The organism is Saccharopolyspora gloriosae, assembly GCF_014203325.1.
Lineage (GTDB): Bacteria > Actinomycetota > Actinomycetes > Mycobacteriales > Pseudonocardiaceae > Saccharopolyspora_C > Saccharopolyspora_C gloriosae.
Genome location: NZ_JACHIV010000001.1, coordinates 3,539,936 through 3,553,882, shown reverse-complemented (window position 1 = coordinate 3,553,882; position 13,947 = coordinate 3,539,936). Strand labels below are relative to the sequence as shown.

Here is a 13,947-nt window from a genome sequence, read left to right as displayed (position 1 = left end):
TTCACGACGGGGTGATGCTCGGGGTGTGGTGGCAGTGCCAGGGTTTGAGGAGTCCGGAGGCGGCGGCCACGTCGTGGCGGGCGAGTTCGAGGCGGAAGTCGCCGTTGCAGGTGGCGTCGAGTCGGTCGATGAGCCAGTCGTCGACGGTGTCGAACAATTCTCGGAGCTTGCAGGCTGCGTGGGCCCAGTAGCGCCAGTGGGGCTCGGCCATCGGGGCGCCGTCGTCCCACGGGAACAGCAGCTCGTGCAGGAGCCCGGCGAGCCAGGTGGCGAACCGGGTTTGGCAGGTGGGGTCCTGGCGGGCGGTTTCGTAGGCGGCTCGTGCCATGTCGTCGAGGGTGACCGGGAATGCGGTGGTTTCGTCGACGATCGTGTAGTCGGTGAACTCGTTCCAGATCCGGCGGGTGTGCTCCTGGATCAGTTCCAGGGCACGGTAGGGGTCGAGTCGGTAGTGGGTGGTGGTCCAGTCGACGATGTTGTCGGGCTGGGTGAGCCAGTCGGCGTAGCGGGTGATCGTGACGCGAAGCAACATCAAGATCTCCAGGGATCGGGGAGATCGGCCGGACTAGGTGCCCGGCCGAGGGGTGAACGTGACGAGGGTCCGGTTGCCTCGGAACGGGTGTTCCGAGGCAACCGGGGGCGGGGTCAGAACGGCGCTTCGCCCTCGCCGCCGTCCGGAGTCGTGTTCCACGGGTCGTCGCCGGAACCGTTGCTGCCGAAACCGTTGGAGGCTCGGCTGGTTTTGGTGACCTTGGCGGTGGCGAAGCGCAGGCTCGGCCCGATCTCGTCGACGTCGAGCTCGATGACGCTGCGCTTGTCACCGTCCTTCGTCGTGAAGGACCGCTGCCGCAACCGGCCCTGCACGACCACCCGCATGCCGCGGGTGAGGGTCTCGGACAGATTCTCGGCGGGCTGGCGCCAGAGCGTGCAGCGCAAGAACATCGCCTCACTGTCGGTCCACTGCCCGGACTCCCGGTCGAACGACCGCGGCGTCGAGGCGACGGTGAAGTTCGCGACCGGCGTCCCGGACTGGGTGTAGCGCAGCTCGGGATCGGCGGTCAGGTTGCCCACCACCGTGATCGGGGTTTCACCGGCCATGATGTTCCTCCTAGGTAGTTGATCCAGAACGCGGAATTCGATGCGTGTGACCGAACGGGGTTCGTTGATGGGTGAGGCCGAGTACGGGCAAGACTTGGTGCGGGCGTTGCTGCGGGATCAGCACCCGGATCTCGCCGAGCTCCGGCTCCGATCTGTCAACGGGGGCTGGGACAACCAGCAGTGGCGGCTCGGGGAAGAGTTGGCCGTGCGGTTGCCGCGGACCGAGCGCGCGCCGGTCCTGCTGCGGAATGAGCAGACGTGGTTGCCGGTGTTGGCGAGTCGTCTGCCGTTGCCCACGCCCACCCCGGTGCGGATCGGCGAGCCGTCGCGATTGTTCGAGCGCACTTGGACGGTCGTGCGTTGGGTCAAGGGCGAACCGGCTGATCAGGTGCCGGTGACTCACCTCGGCGCGGCTGAGGCTCTTGCGGAGTTCCTGGGCGCACTGCACGAGCGGGCGCCTGCCGACGCGCCGACCAATCCTTCGCGCGGCGTTCCTCTGATCGGATGGCACGAGGGCATCGACGGCTGGTTCGAGGCCATCGCCGAGCACCCGGGCGTTGATGACGCTCGCGGGGTGTGGGAGAAGGCGGTAGCGGCTCCCGTTTGGCAAGGGTCGCCGCAGTGGCTGCACGGTGACCTGCACCCTGCGAACGTCGTCGTCCGGGACGGAACGCTCGCAGGGGTGATCGACTTCGGTGAGATGTGCGCGGGTGATCCCGCTACAGATCTGTCAGCCGCCTGGCTGCTGCTGCCCACCGGTGCGGCGAATCGATTCTTCGACGCCTACGGACCGGTCGACGAAGCGACCATCACCCGCGCCCGTGGCTGGGCTGTCGTGCGCGCGCTGGGGTTGATCGGGATCGGGCAGAACGGGAGGCGGGGTCTGCCTGGTGGAAAGCCGTCGTGGGAATCAGCGGGCTATGCCGCCCTCGAACGAGTTCTGGCTGCGAACTGACGAAGGAGAGCGCATCAGGCTGGCGGCGCTTCGGCAGGCCTGAATTCCAGGAGACAGCGTTGGTCGGTCAGATCGGTGACGGCTTCGAGGGCGAGTCCGTGGGTGGAGGCGAGCTTGCGGAACTCGTCGACTCGGCGCTCGCGGCCACCGAAGATCGCGAGCATCGCGAGGTCGAACTCGGTGGCGGCATGCCTTCCGCCGACGGGTTCGATGATCAGAACGCGGCCATGGGCGGGAACGGCTTCGGCGCAGCGGGACAGGATTTGGTGCGCGTGGTCGTCGTCCCAATCGTGGAGGATGTCGCACAGCAGGTAGGCGTCCGCGCCAGTGGGAAGAGGGTCGAAGAAGCTGGCTGCGGTGCTGTCCGCTCGGTCATCGACGTCGTGTGCGGTGAAGGTGTTGCGGGCTTTGGTTGCGGTGGGGTCGAGGTCGATCAGGTGGCCGTGGAGTCGGGGGCAGGCGGCCAGGATCGCGGCGAGCAGGGTTCCGTGACCGCCACCGACATCGATGATGGTCGTGAAGCGGGACCAGTCGTAGCCGCTGACGATGTGCGGGATTTGGGTGCGGAAGCGGTCGGTCATCTGCTGGTCGAACGATTCGCGGAGGTGAGGGTGTTCGGCGAGGTCGGCCCAGAAGTCCTGCCCGTGGTGTCGCGGGTAGGCGGCGTGTCCGGTGGTGATGCTGTGCAGGAGTTCGACAAGAGCCATCTCGGCTCGGCCGCCGGCCATGTTCAGGTGCAGGAAGTTGGTCAAGCCGTTGTCGGCGTCGGTGCAGAGGGCTTCGCCGAAATCGGTGGTCCGATAGCCGCTGGAGACGAACTCGAGGATCCCGAGCGTCACCAGGTGGTCCAGCAGCAGTTCGAGCGCCACGGGTGACAAGTCGAGTTCGGTCGCGAGCCGGTCGGCATCGGCACCGTCTCCGCGCAAGCGGTCCGGTAGCCCCAGCGTGACCGCGACTCGCAACGCCATGGGATTGGCCAGCCCGGCCATGTTCCGGATCGCCGAGACGTTGTCGATTTGGTCCACGAGGGTCGACAGTGGCATGCGTGTCAACTGAATACGTGGCGGGACGGGCGAATTCGCCTGGATGATCACATACTCGTGAAACATCGCTGAAGTCCCTGGTTGGCCGCTATGCGCCTCGGATGTGTGCGGTTGCGCTGTCCCGCGCGGCCCGAGGTAGCAGTGCGCGGGGGCGTCGAACGCCGTAGGCGAGTCCGTCTTCGATCGTGCGGTGGACCTCCGAGGCGGGGAAGTCCGCGTCGTGCTTCGCGGCAGCATTCCGCAGCGCGCTGCGGACATCATCGATATCCAGTGCATCAGCGCCGACGAGCGTGCCGAGGGAGATCGCGGCATGCAGCAGCGTGGTGTGCCGGGCACCGACAGCGGCGGTCGCCACTGCTTGGCACTCGGCGGTGAGGGCGGCTGCCACGTACCGCTCCATGCGCCCTGGCTCGACCGAAGTCGATGTTGTCTCCACCAGGGCAGGTGGCGTCAGAGCCTTGTGGAGCCACTGGGGAAGCGGGGCGATCGGCCCGCTGCACAGCACCCGGTAGGAGCCGGCGGCGCGCATCGAACCTGGCGCGACAACGAATCCGCCCTCACCACGGGTGTCGATCCGCCAACCGAGCCGCCCCACCGATGACCGCAGCACCGGATGCCGCGGCGCCTGGAAGTACAGGTGGAGCCCGCTCGGCGTGGCCACGGTGTAGGTCTCGGAGGGAAACGGTCGACCGGCCTCGCGGGCCACGCGGGCGAGCACGTCGCCTCCGTTGCGCGCTCCCGCCCACCGCGGCGGAGGACGCTGCCCCTTCGCGCCGTCCAGGTCGATGACCAGCAGCCGTGATGGGCCGCAGGCGATGCCGATGTTGAACGGCGCGGCCGTCCAGAGCTCGCGGATCTTCTGCGGATCGGTGGTGGCCGCGTTCTCCCAGTCGGTGAAGGCGGGACGTTTCGAGCGGGGCCACAGCGGGAGCACCGCGTGCCCCCGGCGTGCTGCGGCCAAGGCGGCGCAGAGCAACGGTGGGTCGGTGTCGTGAACGTCGGCGAAACGGTCGGTGGGGATGCTCATCGGCTCGGCCTTCCCGGAACGGGAACGTCGATGCGGACGCAGCGAGCAGGGCACCACGGCCAGCGGCGGTGCAGCACAACGACTCCCTCCTTCCTCGGGTCAGCACCTGGCCGGTCTCCGCAGTGGCGGGACCGGCCAGGTGGACGTGGTTCAGGCGGCCTCGTCGAGTTCGGGCGAGTCCTCGGTGTCACCCGTGCGCGACGAGGCCCCGCCGGTGACGAGGGCTTCGACTTCGGCGGGCTCGTAACCCCATTGCTGGATCTGCGCGAAGTACAGGCGCTGGAGCTCGTCGGGTCGTTCCCAGGTGTGGCGACGGTCGGTTCCTGCCTCGATCGCGGCCATCGCGAGCACCGTCATGATCACCGTGGCGCGTCCGGGTGTGGCGTTCTGTGCTGCGCGCGCGATCTCAGACGGACCACCGGGGAGCCCGAGGAGCTCGCCCGCGAGTTCGTGGCCGTTGTCGAGGGCCTTGCGCAAGCTGTGGCCACCGCTGGCCCAGATTTGCGTGGTCCACACCGGCGCGTCCTTCGGCGCCGTGCGCCTCGTTGCGAACCGGTGCAGCCAGTCGCGGCGCAGCGTCGTGGCGGAATCCCAGGCCTTGCCATGGGCGATGACGGTGCGCCCGTAGGCCTTCTTCGCTTTCCGTTCCTGCTCGGTCATCGAACCGCCGCTGCTCGGTGCGCTGGTGGCCTGCCCCGGCGGAGCGAGGCGCTCGGCGTGACCGTGAGCGAGGAAGTCCTGGCAGACCTCGACGTCCCGGACCTCACCGCTGCGCCGCGAGTAGTCCAGGAACACGGCGTGCCCCGGGCAGCGGCGGTGCTGTTCGAGGTCGACCTCGTTGCCAGGCTCGGACTCGGGCGTCGGCCGCAGCGCGCTGAGCTGGCGCAGCCCGTCGGGGTAGATGTAGGGCCGGTCGATGACGGTGACGCCCTGCTCGACGAGTTCGGCGCTGCGTGCGGCTAGCGCGGCTTCCTCGGTGCGCTGGTCCCGCCAGCGCTGAGCGACGTGGTCGAGCCGGTGGGGGTGTTCGGCGGCCGTGGTAAGCAGTTCGGTCATCGCTTCTTCGTCGCCGTCGAACTCTGCGAGTGAGGCGGCGTGGAGAAGGTCCATGCCGGTGTCGAGGACGGCGCGGCGGGCGGCGTCGCTGCGGGCGACGACGACGGTTCCTTCGACGCGCTTGCGGGGGATCGAGCGTTCGCGGGCGATCTGCCGTGCGGTGAGGCCGAGCTCGAGCAGTTCCTGGGTGGCGGTGAGCTCGTCGCGGTCGGTGATCTGCTCGCGGTGTTCGTTCTCGCCCAGCTGATCGATGACCGTGGCGATCCGCGTCTTGGTGTCGGCTTCCTCCGCTTCGTCGAGGAGCAGCGCGGGCACGGTCGCCCGCTCGGCCTTGATCGCTGCGAGAACTCGCCGTTGCCCCTTGCGAACCACGAGTGCACCGTCGGCTCGCCGGACGACGGTGACGGGCTCCCGGACGCCACGGCGTTTGATGTCGGCGACGAACCCCGAGCCCAGCGCCACGTTCGCGCGGACGTTGACGCCGATGATCAGTTCGTTGGGATCAACCTGCAGGAGCTGTGCCTCGGGCGCCTCAGCGCCGGGGTCGTGCTGTGCACCGGGTCCGGTGGTGGTCATGGTCAAGGTGTTCTCCTTTCAGAGCAACAAAAAAGCACCCCGGTCGGGGTGCGCGGTGGCTGCGAGATGGGGACTGTCAGTCCAGGCGGAGGTCAGGGTCACCGGCGACGTCGTCGAGGATCTCGCGGAGGTGGGCCGGCTCGCGCACGAGAATCTCTTCGAGCATGCGCACGACGTTGCTGGGCGGCTGAGGAGCGACGGCCTCCAGCGCGCGGTCCAGCGCGATCCTGGCCAGCACGCCGTCGCCGTTGAGGTGCGCGGCGGTCGCCAGCAACACCGCCGGTGCCTCGACCTCCGCGTCCGGAGCATGCCGCAGCAGGATCGTCCAGAGCTGCTCAGCGCCCGGCTCCCGGCGTGCGAGCATCAGGTCTCGCACGAGCGGATAGCCCAGCGCACCGAGCGCTGCCACGGCCTGGTCCGTGCTCAGCGCTTCGCCGCCGCGGAGCTGTTCCAAGGCGGCGAACACCGGGGCCGTGGCCTCCCGCAGTGAGCCGGGCGCGCTCTCGGGGAGCGCACGCCACGCCCGCACTCCGTCGGCGAGCACCTGTCGATCCTCGTCCGGGACGGGGGCGATCGACGCCACCATCTCCTCCCGGCTGCCCCACCGGCGGAACCCTTCGACCGTTGCCATGGCGGCCAGCTGGGATTCGCTGGTGTCGTACACCGAACCTCGACATCCGCTGTCCTGGTAGCAGTACCAGCTCTCACCGGTGTGCAGGGCGGCGGTCCAGATCGCGTGCACCGTGATCTCGTGCTTGTCGAACTCCGAGCGGAGCTCGTTGACCAGTTCCCGCTGCTCGCTCCGGCTACCTCCGACTATGACCGCGAGGGCCGCGTCGATCTGCCTGGTCTCGGCGAAGCCGAGGAGGTAGCGAGCTGCGGGCGAACGGTGTTCCGGATCGGGCAGGTCGATGCGGAGGGTGAATCGCATAGCCGAGCGGGTTCCGAGGTCGGCGAACCCGATCAGCACCAGGGACTCGGCAGGGACGAAGCCGAGCAGGTTCGGAATCTCGCTGATCATCGCGTCGGTTCCGGGAAGAACCAGTTCGGATTTCTCCATGGTGGAAGTCCTTTCTGAGTGTGGAGGGGGAGAGAGGGTGTTCAGCTCGCCAGATCTAGGTGCTCCTTGCCGTGCCCGGTCGCGTACGTGCAGTCCACGGGCTCACCGTGGTGCCGCCCCGTGCAGACGATCTCGGCCAACGCCCGGTCCGGACTGGCGGCTTTGCGGCGTGTGGTCGCCTCGAGTTCGTCGATCCGCGCGCCTTCGAGCGCTTCATGCGCGTCGTGGGTGTCCCAGAACAACGGTTGATCGGGGAAGGCGCGCTGCCACATCCGGCAGTACAGGCCGGAAGCGACCGAGTTCAACGGGGTGACTTGACTGGCCTGGGCCAGGACGCAGCACACTTCCGCCGCGGTCGCCGTCCGCGTGTCCTCTCCAGCTGCGACCCGTTCCAAGATCTCCACGGCGTGCGAGCGGTACACGAACTCGGTGGACATCAGCTCGTGTCGGGGAACGAGCAGCGTGAACGAATGCCAGAGCGTGTCAGCATCGACGGCGTGCCGTTGGCGGGCCGCCTCGATCTCCTCCTCCGCCCAAGCCATGATCTCGAACAACCCCGCGACATCGTGACCGATGTCGCCGAGTACGGCCGAAATCGAGCCGTGCATCGTGAGCGACGGGTTTGCCGCCATGTTCACCTCCCATGAAAAAGACGCCCGTCCTGGGACGGGCGTCGGTTGAAGCGGAATGCGGATGGCTCGTCGGTGGTGGACGAGCCGAGATGGGACAGCGCGTGCTCGTCAGCTGGCTGCGGGGAACACGTTCATCCCGTCGATGCGGACGTCGATCTCCACCTCGGCCCCGGTCTTCCAGCGGTTCGCGGTGGTGCGTTCGCGAGTGACGTCCACCATCAGGTGTCCGTTTCCGCCGATGTGCGCGGTGATGTGCACTTCGCCGACGGTCATGGTCGGCGTGGTGGTGGGCTCAACGAGCCACAGTGGATGGTCGTCTTCCTTGTCGTGCAGCTTGACCGCGAGCTCGCCAGGGGACACCGACATGGCGGCTGCGATCTCGTCGTCCCCGTGCAGCTGGACGATGTAGGACTCGGTGTCGCCGGACCCGCTCTGCGGCCAACGATCCTGCGGGGAACGGTTGCCGAGGGATGACGCCAGTGCGTAGCCGACCTGCGCGCACACCTCTCCCCAATCGTTCGGGGCGGAAGTGGGCGCGGGGTCGCCGGAAGACCAGAGCGGCTGCTCATCGGCGGCGAGCACGGCGTGTACCTGAAACCCCTCGGGGGCCTTGCTGCGAACACTGACGACCAAGGCATCGGCCGTCGGGAGAACGTCGCGCACGAGCTGGGACACCTCCAGCATTCGCAGCCGGTAGAGCTGGTCGGCGGCGTGCTCGGCGGTCTCGTCCGCGCGAGCGATCCGTTGCGCCAGGTACCGCGGAGGAACAACCGACAACATGACCTCACCTGCCCTTTCGCTCGAAATCGAACCGTCATCGCGGCCCGGCACCGCAGGCGTCATCGCTCGCTTCCGGGTAGATCAACATTTGCTTGGGCGGGCCGCACCGCACGACTCGGAACAGGTGGGTCGTGGCTATCGCCGGGAACGGTCCCGTCGTTGCCAGCCGTGGTGCTGTCCGCGGGAGATGCGGACGAGGCGGTCGGCCTCGGCAGGGTGCAGTAAGTGGAGCGCTTCGTTGTTGCTCGCCCACCGGTATTCGGCGACCTCGGTGGGTTCGGGATCAGGCACGCAGGTGCCGTCGAGCCGGGCTTCGAAGAGGAAGTGGACCTCGTTCTCCCCGTCCGGTGATTCAGCGTGCGACGAACCCGCCCACAGCAGCCTCCCGGCGGTGGCGGTGAGGCGGAGTTCTTCGCGAACTCCGCGAATCATCGCTTCCGGCGGTGCTTCGCCTCCGAAGGGATGACAACGGCCGCCGGGGAAGAAGAATTGCTCGTCGTCGGGTCCGCGGACAAGCAGGAGCCGTCCTTGGGCGTCGCGGATCATCGCGGAGGCCCGTACGGGGAGCGTGGGACGGGGTCGGCTCTGCGGGATCCACCGCCGGAGTTCGGCGATGGTTCGGGGAAGGTCTGCAGCTGTGCGGTAGCGGTCGGTGTCAGCGACGCGCGGTGTGCCGGTGTGGTCGCGGTGGATCAGCAGGGCGCGGCAACCGGCGAGCAACGGTGCGTGGACGTCCTCGTGCCTATCGAGTCCAGTGTGGACAACTGCGGAGGGGGCGATGCCGTGGTGGTGAGCGAGCGCTTCGAACGACTCCGGCCCGGATCCGTTGGCGAGGCCGGTTCGGTGCGAGAAGTGCGTGGAGTCGAGCAGCGGGCCGAGTTCAGCCCGGATGAGGTCGGCATGGCTGATGTCGGCAGCCGCGACGTTCGAGCACACAGCTAGCCGGACTTCCGGGTAGGCGTCGCGCAGTCCGGCGAGCAGCGCCCGCGCGGTCGGTGCGAGGAGCAGCGGGCGCGGTGAGTGCAGGAGGCAGCGCACTTTCCTCGGCGGAAGGGAGAGTTCGGCGGCGAGCTGTTCGACCAACTCCGGTGTGGTGTTGGCGCGGGGGTAAAGCGTGCGGCGCAGCACGTCGGCGACGGTGGCCGCATCGTGAGGCGAGGCCGCGGTCAGCGCCGTTCCGAGCGTGGGGCCGCTGGTGGTGGCGAGTGCGCCGATGCTGAACGAGATCACCCGGACTCGGTGGTGCCGGGCGGTCATGGTCGGAACTTTCCGTGCTTCGCGGGCGGGGTCGCCGATGGGAGCCGGGGTACGCGGGGCCTTTCCAAGACCCGGGCGAGCGTGGCGAGGTCGTTGCGGGTGGTGGTGAGCTGCCTGCGCAGCGCGGGCAGGCTCATCGCGGTGGCCTGCTCCGGGGAGAGCGCCCTGCCCGAGCCCGGTTGCGGCGATCGGGGACCGTCCGGGTTGGCGGCTATGCCGGGGATGACGTGACCCGTTTCGTACATCCAGACCACGAGCTGGGTTCGCGAGCGCGCACCGGTGCGGCGTAGAAGTTTGCTGGTCTGGGCCCGGATTCCGGCACAGCTGCGGTGCAGCCGGCTGGCGATCACCGCGTTGGACAACCCGCAACTGATCAGTCGAGCTAGGACGAGATCGGTGTGCGAGAGCACGGCGTCGAGATCGAGCCGGTCGGTTCTGTCGGGGAATTCGACCATGGTTCTTCCTCCTGGTCGTGGTCTCAGAGCGTGCCGAGGCGGGTGAGTGCGGCTTCGACATCGGCGCGGGCGGCGGTGAGCGTGCGGTGCAGGCGTGCCGCCGCGTGGTTGTGGGCGACGGCGGAGCTCGGAGGAGGTGGGCTCGCCGGGAGGCGCGGGCAGTCGGGAAAACAGGCTTGGCCGGGCACGGCGTGACCGCTTTCGTACATCCAGATCACGAGCCCGGATCTGCTCGTGGCGCCGGTTTTGCGCAGGAGGTGCCGTATGTGGCACTTGACGGTGTCTTCGCTGCGGTAGATCCGAGTTGCGATGGCGCTGTTGGTCAGTCCGCACGACAACAACCGCGCCACGTCCATTTCGGCGGGGGTGGGCACGGCGTGCAGCTTCAACGCGGCGATCCGGTCGGGGTACTCGTTGCTCATGGTCTTCCTCCGTTCCGAGGGTTGGCGCGCGCCCAAGCGCGTGCTTTGGCGGCGACGTCGGCGTCGTCCTGCCACGGGTTGCTGACGCGCACGGTGTCGATCAGGGCGTGGTCGTCGCGCTTGCCGCGCTGGTCACCGTTGTGGACGGTGAAGTGGCCGTCGGGTCGTCCCCAGCGCAGCGTGATCCCGCGGGCGGCCTCGTAGTGCCACGCGCAGGGGAGTCCGTAGGTACGGGTGGTCATCAGGTGAAGTCCTGTTCGGGAGGCGGATCGCCACGTGCTGATCCGTTCGAAGTGGCTCCCGCGAGGCAGCCGGGCCCGACCGCACGACCGGGAAGGCGGTCGTGCGGCCGGGCTGGCCGGTGACGCTCGGGGGAGCACGTCACGCGGCCGGCTACCAGCACCTGCCGAGGGGGCGGTCAGGTGCCGGTGCGCCCCGAACCGGCGGTCGGGGTCCGTCCGGTTCGAGGAGTTCGGGTCAACGCTGCTGGCCGGGGAACACCCAGGTGCGCGTCTCGGAGCTCGGCGACGAGGTGGGGCAGCGCCCGCCGAAGCGATCGAGGCTCTTCGCGAAGCCTCGAAGTGAAGCCGCGAGCCGAGTGCAGTCCTCGGCGGTCACCGCGGCTGGCGCCTCCAACGCCGCTACCAGTGCGAGGAGCCGGTGCTGAACGGCGTGCGCTTGCTCGACCACGTCACCCGCGTTCGGAGACGGAGGTGAGTCCGACGAAGTCGGTGATGCGGACATGGGACCTCTTTTCCTCTGCGGGCCGGTGGATCGCCGCGCGTGTCTGCACTCTGTCCGCTCGGCGAGAGCGGTAACTTGTGTACTCGAAGGGATCGAGGCGGAAGCTCTCCTGTCATCGCATCCCCAGTGCGCAATACCGTAACTCGTGTACTCAACTTGAGTACATAACTGAACGGGTGAACTTGTTCTGCGGTGGTGCGCCCGTGTCCAGAGGTGAATCGGAGGTAGATGTGGTCCGGCAGCTCCCGCCCGCGGTCATGAAGATCGTGATGGGGAACGAACTCGCGCGGCAGCGGACGAATGCGGGGCTCACGCAAGCCGACGCCGCGTCGGTGCTGCGCTGCACTCAGCAGAAGATCGCCCACATCGAGTCGGGCAGTGGCATCCGAGCGATGGAGCTGGACGCCCTGCTCGAGGCGTACGGGGCGGAAGAGGCGGACCGGGCGTACGCGCGGGACCTCCAAGCCGAAGGCAACCGCCGGGCGAAGCGTGGCGCCTTCAGCTCACGGTTCCGGCAGCATCTCCGGCTGCTCGTCGACATGGAGCCCAGCTGTCAGCGCTTCTTCTCGTACCAATCGCTGGTCATTCCTGGATTGCTGCAAACGGAGGGCTACATGCGGACGCTGTTCCGCGCTTGGAGGCCTTCCCCGAGTCAGGAGCAGATCGACAGCGACACCGCCGACCGGCTTGCACGTCAGCATGTGCTGAACAACACGGCGCAGAAGTTCTGGTTCGTCGTTGACGAGGCGGCGCTCAGGCGGACCGCGGGAAGCGCCGAGATCATGAGGGAGCAGGTCAACCGGCTGATAGAGGAGCTTGATCGGCCTAACGTCGAGATCCAGGTAGTGCCGTTCGGAGTCGGCTACTACATGGGCCAAGGTCACGACTACAGCATCTTCGGGTACGACACGAAGCCTCCGGTCAGTATCGTTTACCTGGAACACCATGACGCTGGTTCGTACGTGGATGACAGCAAGCGAGCGGCGCAGTCCCTGGCGCTGTGGGAGCAGCAGAAGGCTGCCGCGGTCGGCCCGGAACAGACGCGCCGGTTGCTGCTCGACTTCGCGGACGAGCTGTAGTTCGCCCACCCGAGCACCGACGTTGAAGGATCGCAGCAGAGATGACCTCGACCGACGCAGATGCCGCCCGCCGCACGCGGGGAGTCTGGTTCAAGAGCTCGTACAGCAACCCGAACGGCAACCAGTGCGTCGAGGTGTGCTTCGGTGCCGATCTCGTACACGTCCGCGACAGCAAGGAACACGGGGAAGGTCCGGTGCTCGGTGTGTCGGCTGCACGGTGGGCCGCCTTCATCGACTTAGTCGGCCGTTCCTCGCAACGCTGACGGTTCGACACGACGAGGATCGTGGAGGCCGCCGCCATGACCAGCACCGGGTTACGACAGCTGCCGTGGCGCTTTTCGAGCTACACCGGCGAAGTCGGTTCGCTTCGTTCGGCGACCTACCCGATGACCGGCTGTTGGCCACGGAGGCGCCGAGGAAGGTCAGAACCGGTCTCAACATGACTCCCTCCCAAAACGTGCAACACCCCTTCTAAAACCGCAGTTCGCAAAGGGTGCTCTCCACACGCGTGGAGGTGTTCCGTCCGGCATTATCGGCCTGCTCGGCTCGGCCTGGTGCTCTCCACACGCGTGGAGGTGTTCCGCTCTACGACTCGTTCATCGAAGGCGGGTGGGAGTGCTCTCCACACGCGTGGAGGTGTTCCGGTGACGGTGGCGGCGCTGTAGATGGTGGTGCCGTGCTCTCCACACGCGTGGAGGTGTTCCGTCTGCCCGCAAGGGCTCAACCGGGGGGGGGTGCGTGCTCTCCACACGCGTGGAGGTGTTCCGGAGACCCGCGGCGGGCGGCTGATCGACCGGATGTGCTCTCCACACGCGTGGAGGTGTTCCGACATTGCGGTCATCTTCCAGTAGGCAGGTCGGAATCTCCATCGGTGATCGGAAAGAGTGCGGCCGTCAGTTGCGGTTCAGGCCGTGCTTGCGTGTGTCGAGGGCGTCCTTGAAGTGGCTCTCGGCGATGTCGATTTGCCGCGTGGGAGTTGTTGGGTCGAATACCCGTAGCAGCGAGAATCGGAAGGTCGCCGGATTGAGCTTGCGTAGCTCGATGTTGCCGCCGTGACCGTTGGCAGCGTAGGACCGCCAACGCTGGAGGATGCTTTCCGCGCCGTCGGCCTTGCCGACGTACTGCCGTCCGTCGTGGGTGTCGGTGATCAGGTAGACGCCTGTCACCGACGCCAGCGCGGTATGCCAGGAGGAGTAGCGATGCTCGCGCATCACGGCCTGGAGTTCCACGTAGCCCAGAGCAAGCCGGTCGAAGCCGGGGAACGGCACCGGCTCTGCGTCGGCGATCTCGAATACCGGGTAGCCGGCGGCCGTCGTAGCGTTGATCCGCCAAGTGCGCGGTGATTTCCAGCCGATCACCAAGCGGTTCTTGAGGTCGGCCAACTGCTCGGAGACGACGAGATCGAACGTGCGGAGCTTCCCATCGTTGGATATCTCGCCGTTGTTTTTCAACACCGACCAGAGCCGGGCCCGGTTACCGCCCTCCCGGATGAACACGATCCAGGTTCGGGGCGCAACGGTTGGGAAGATTCGTGGTCTCGCAGACTGCTGGCTCGTGTACCGCAAGATCTCTGCGTCGGTGGAATCTGCGTGGATGCCTGGCAATCCGCTGTCCTCATGCTCACGTACGTAGGCGTGACGGATCACATGAGTCTCGCCGGGGTCGATGTCGGCGCTGTGCAGAATCGGACCTAGCGTGAGCGTCATCGACGTACCGTCTCTCGTTGTGTTCTGAGGGAGTCCGGCGGAGACAGTAGGACTTCG

Annotated in this window: 16 protein-coding genes and 1 CRISPR repeat array; of the genes, 3 read left to right on the top strand and 13 right to left on the bottom strand. The window is 67.5% G+C overall.

Annotation, left to right across the window (positions count from 1 at the left end):
- Position 1 precedes the first annotated feature (1 nt).
- Together BJ969_RS15730 and BJ969_RS15725 are read right to left on the bottom strand one after the other, a co-directional pair.
- Positions 2-532, bottom strand: a complete 531-nt coding sequence (locus BJ969_RS15730; RefSeq protein ID WP_184479658.1) for a hypothetical protein — start codon at positions 530-532, stop codon at positions 2-4.
- A gap of 113 nt (positions 533-645) precedes the next feature.
- On the bottom strand, positions 646-1,098 hold the full coding sequence (locus BJ969_RS15725; RefSeq protein ID WP_184479657.1) for a single-stranded DNA-binding protein: 453 nt from the start codon (positions 1,096-1,098) through the stop codon (positions 646-648).
- A gap of 67 nt (positions 1,099-1,165) precedes the next feature.
- Between BJ969_RS15725 and BJ969_RS15720 the strand changes: the two genes are divergently transcribed.
- Positions 1,166-2,053, top strand: coding sequence for an aminoglycoside phosphotransferase family protein (locus BJ969_RS15720; protein ID WP_184479656.1), 888 nt, complete (start codon positions 1,166-1,168; stop codon positions 2,051-2,053).
- A 14-nt stretch (positions 2,054-2,067) separates the two neighbouring features.
- Here the strand turns inward: BJ969_RS15720 and BJ969_RS15715 are convergent, their stop codons facing one another.
- The 10 genes from BJ969_RS15715 to BJ969_RS15670 form a co-directional block, all read right to left on the bottom strand.
- Complete coding sequence (locus BJ969_RS15715; protein ID WP_425503557.1) at positions 2,068-3,162, bottom strand: methyltransferase; 1,095 nt, start codon at positions 3,160-3,162, stop codon at positions 2,068-2,070.
- Between the two features lie 22 nt (positions 3,163-3,184).
- A complete protein-coding gene (locus BJ969_RS15710; protein WP_184479655.1) occupies positions 3,185-4,123 on the bottom strand; it encodes a bifunctional DNA primase/polymerase in 939 nt (312 codons plus the stop codon).
- A 150-nt stretch (positions 4,124-4,273) separates the two neighbouring features.
- Positions 4,274-5,755 (bottom strand): ParB/RepB/Spo0J family partition protein, encoded by a 1,482-nt coding sequence (locus BJ969_RS15705; RefSeq protein WP_184479654.1) that lies wholly within the window; start codon positions 5,753-5,755, stop codon positions 4,274-4,276.
- 76 nt (positions 5,756-5,831) lie between these two features.
- Positions 5,832-6,815 (bottom strand): DUF4192 domain-containing protein, encoded by a 984-nt coding sequence (locus tag BJ969_RS15700; RefSeq protein WP_184479653.1) that lies wholly within the window; start codon positions 6,813-6,815, stop codon positions 5,832-5,834.
- Positions 6,816-6,856: 41 nt separating this feature from the next.
- A complete protein-coding gene (locus BJ969_RS15695; protein WP_184479652.1) occupies positions 6,857-7,447 on the bottom strand; it encodes a hypothetical protein in 591 nt (196 codons plus the stop codon).
- Positions 7,448-7,555: 108 nt separating this feature from the next.
- Positions 7,556-8,290, bottom strand: coding sequence for a hypothetical protein (locus BJ969_RS15690; protein ID WP_184479651.1), 735 nt, complete (start codon positions 8,288-8,290; stop codon positions 7,556-7,558).
- A gap of 72 nt (positions 8,291-8,362) precedes the next feature.
- Complete coding sequence (locus BJ969_RS15685) at positions 8,363-9,484, bottom strand: NUDIX domain-containing protein (RefSeq protein WP_184479650.1); 1,122 nt, start codon at positions 9,482-9,484, stop codon at positions 8,363-8,365.
- A complete protein-coding gene (locus BJ969_RS15680) occupies positions 9,481-9,939 on the bottom strand; it encodes a helix-turn-helix domain-containing protein (RefSeq protein ID WP_184479649.1) in 459 nt (152 codons plus the stop codon). Before BJ969_RS15680 ends, BJ969_RS15685 begins: the two co-directional genes overlap by 4 nt.
- A 23-nt stretch (positions 9,940-9,962) precedes the next feature.
- Positions 9,963-10,361: a response regulator transcription factor gene (locus BJ969_RS15675; protein ID WP_184479648.1), complete on the bottom strand. Its 399-nt coding sequence runs from the start codon at positions 10,359-10,361 to the stop codon at positions 9,963-9,965.
- Positions 10,358-10,603 carry a hypothetical protein gene (locus tag BJ969_RS15670; protein WP_184479647.1) on the bottom strand — a complete coding sequence of 82 codons (246 nt, stop codon included), beginning with the start codon at positions 10,601-10,603 and terminating at the stop codon, positions 10,358-10,360. Before BJ969_RS15670 ends, BJ969_RS15675 begins: the two co-directional genes overlap by 4 nt.
- A gap of 759 nt (positions 10,604-11,362) precedes the next feature.
- Here BJ969_RS15670 and BJ969_RS15665 point away from each other — a divergent pair.
- Both BJ969_RS15665 and BJ969_RS15660 read left to right on the top strand, forming a co-directional pair.
- Positions 11,363-12,184, top strand: coding sequence for a helix-turn-helix domain-containing protein (locus tag BJ969_RS15665; RefSeq protein ID WP_184479646.1), 822 nt, complete (start codon positions 11,363-11,365; stop codon positions 12,182-12,184).
- Between the two features lie 41 nt (positions 12,185-12,225).
- Positions 12,226-12,447 (top strand): DUF397 domain-containing protein, encoded by a 222-nt coding sequence (locus tag BJ969_RS15660; protein ID WP_184479645.1) that lies wholly within the window; start codon positions 12,226-12,228, stop codon positions 12,445-12,447.
- A 230-nt stretch (positions 12,448-12,677) separates the two neighbouring features.
- Positions 12,678-13,012: a CRISPR direct-repeat array (repeat unit 29 nt; unit sequence GTGCTCTCCACACGCGTGGAGGTGTTCCG).
- Positions 13,013-13,077: 65 nt separating this feature from the next.
- On the opposite strand, the gene BJ969_RS15655 is transcribed toward BJ969_RS15660, so the two are convergent.
- Positions 13,078-13,890, bottom strand: a complete 813-nt coding sequence (locus BJ969_RS15655; protein ID WP_184479644.1) for a GIY-YIG nuclease family protein — start codon at positions 13,888-13,890, stop codon at positions 13,078-13,080.
- Between the last annotated feature and the right edge of the window lie 57 nt (positions 13,891-13,947).

Excerpts from the sequence above, each read along its gene's own strand:
- BJ969_RS15730 (WP_184479658.1), bottom strand. The coding sequence starts at position 532 with ATGTTGCTTCGCGTCACGATCACCCGCTACGCCGACTGGCTCACCCAG.
- BJ969_RS15725 (WP_184479657.1), bottom strand. The coding sequence starts at position 1,098 with ATGGCCGGTGAAACCCCGATCACGGTGGTGGGCAACCTGACCGCCGAT.
- BJ969_RS15720 (WP_184479656.1), top strand. The coding sequence starts at position 1,166 with ATGGGTGAGGCCGAGTACGGGCAAGACTTGGTGCGGGCGTTGCTGCGG.
- BJ969_RS15715 (WP_425503557.1), bottom strand. The coding sequence starts at position 3,162 with ATGTTTCACGAGTATGTGATCATCCAGGCGAATTCGCCCGTCCCGCCA.
- BJ969_RS15710 (WP_184479655.1), bottom strand. The coding sequence starts at position 4,123 with ATGAGCATCCCCACCGACCGTTTCGCCGACGTTCACGACACCGACCCA.
- BJ969_RS15705 (WP_184479654.1), bottom strand. The coding sequence starts at position 5,755 with ATGACCACCACCGGACCCGGTGCACAGCACGACCCCGGCGCTGAGGCG.
- BJ969_RS15700 (WP_184479653.1), bottom strand. The coding sequence starts at position 6,815 with ATGGAGAAATCCGAACTGGTTCTTCCCGGAACCGACGCGATGATCAGC.
- BJ969_RS15695 (WP_184479652.1), bottom strand. The coding sequence starts at position 7,447 with ATGGCGGCAAACCCGTCGCTCACGATGCACGGCTCGATTTCGGCCGTA.
- BJ969_RS15690 (WP_184479651.1), bottom strand. The coding sequence starts at position 8,290 with ATGACGCCTGCGGTGCCGGGCCGCGATGACGGTTCGATTTCGAGCGAA.
- BJ969_RS15685 (WP_184479650.1), bottom strand. The coding sequence starts at position 9,484 with ATGACCGCCCGGCACCACCGAGTCCGGGTGATCTCGTTCAGCATCGGC.
- BJ969_RS15680 (WP_184479649.1), bottom strand. The coding sequence starts at position 9,939 with ATGGTCGAATTCCCCGACAGAACCGACCGGCTCGATCTCGACGCCGTG.
- BJ969_RS15675 (WP_184479648.1), bottom strand. The coding sequence starts at position 10,361 with ATGAGCAACGAGTACCCCGACCGGATCGCCGCGTTGAAGCTGCACGCC.
- BJ969_RS15670 (WP_184479647.1), bottom strand. The coding sequence starts at position 10,603 with ATGACCACCCGTACCTACGGACTCCCCTGCGCGTGGCACTACGAGGCC.
- BJ969_RS15665 (WP_184479646.1), top strand. The coding sequence starts at position 11,363 with ATGAAGATCGTGATGGGGAACGAACTCGCGCGGCAGCGGACGAATGCG.
- BJ969_RS15660 (WP_184479645.1), top strand. The coding sequence starts at position 12,226 with ATGACCTCGACCGACGCAGATGCCGCCCGCCGCACGCGGGGAGTCTGG.
- BJ969_RS15655 (WP_184479644.1), bottom strand. The coding sequence starts at position 13,890 with ATGACGCTCACGCTAGGTCCGATTCTGCACAGCGCCGACATCGACCCC.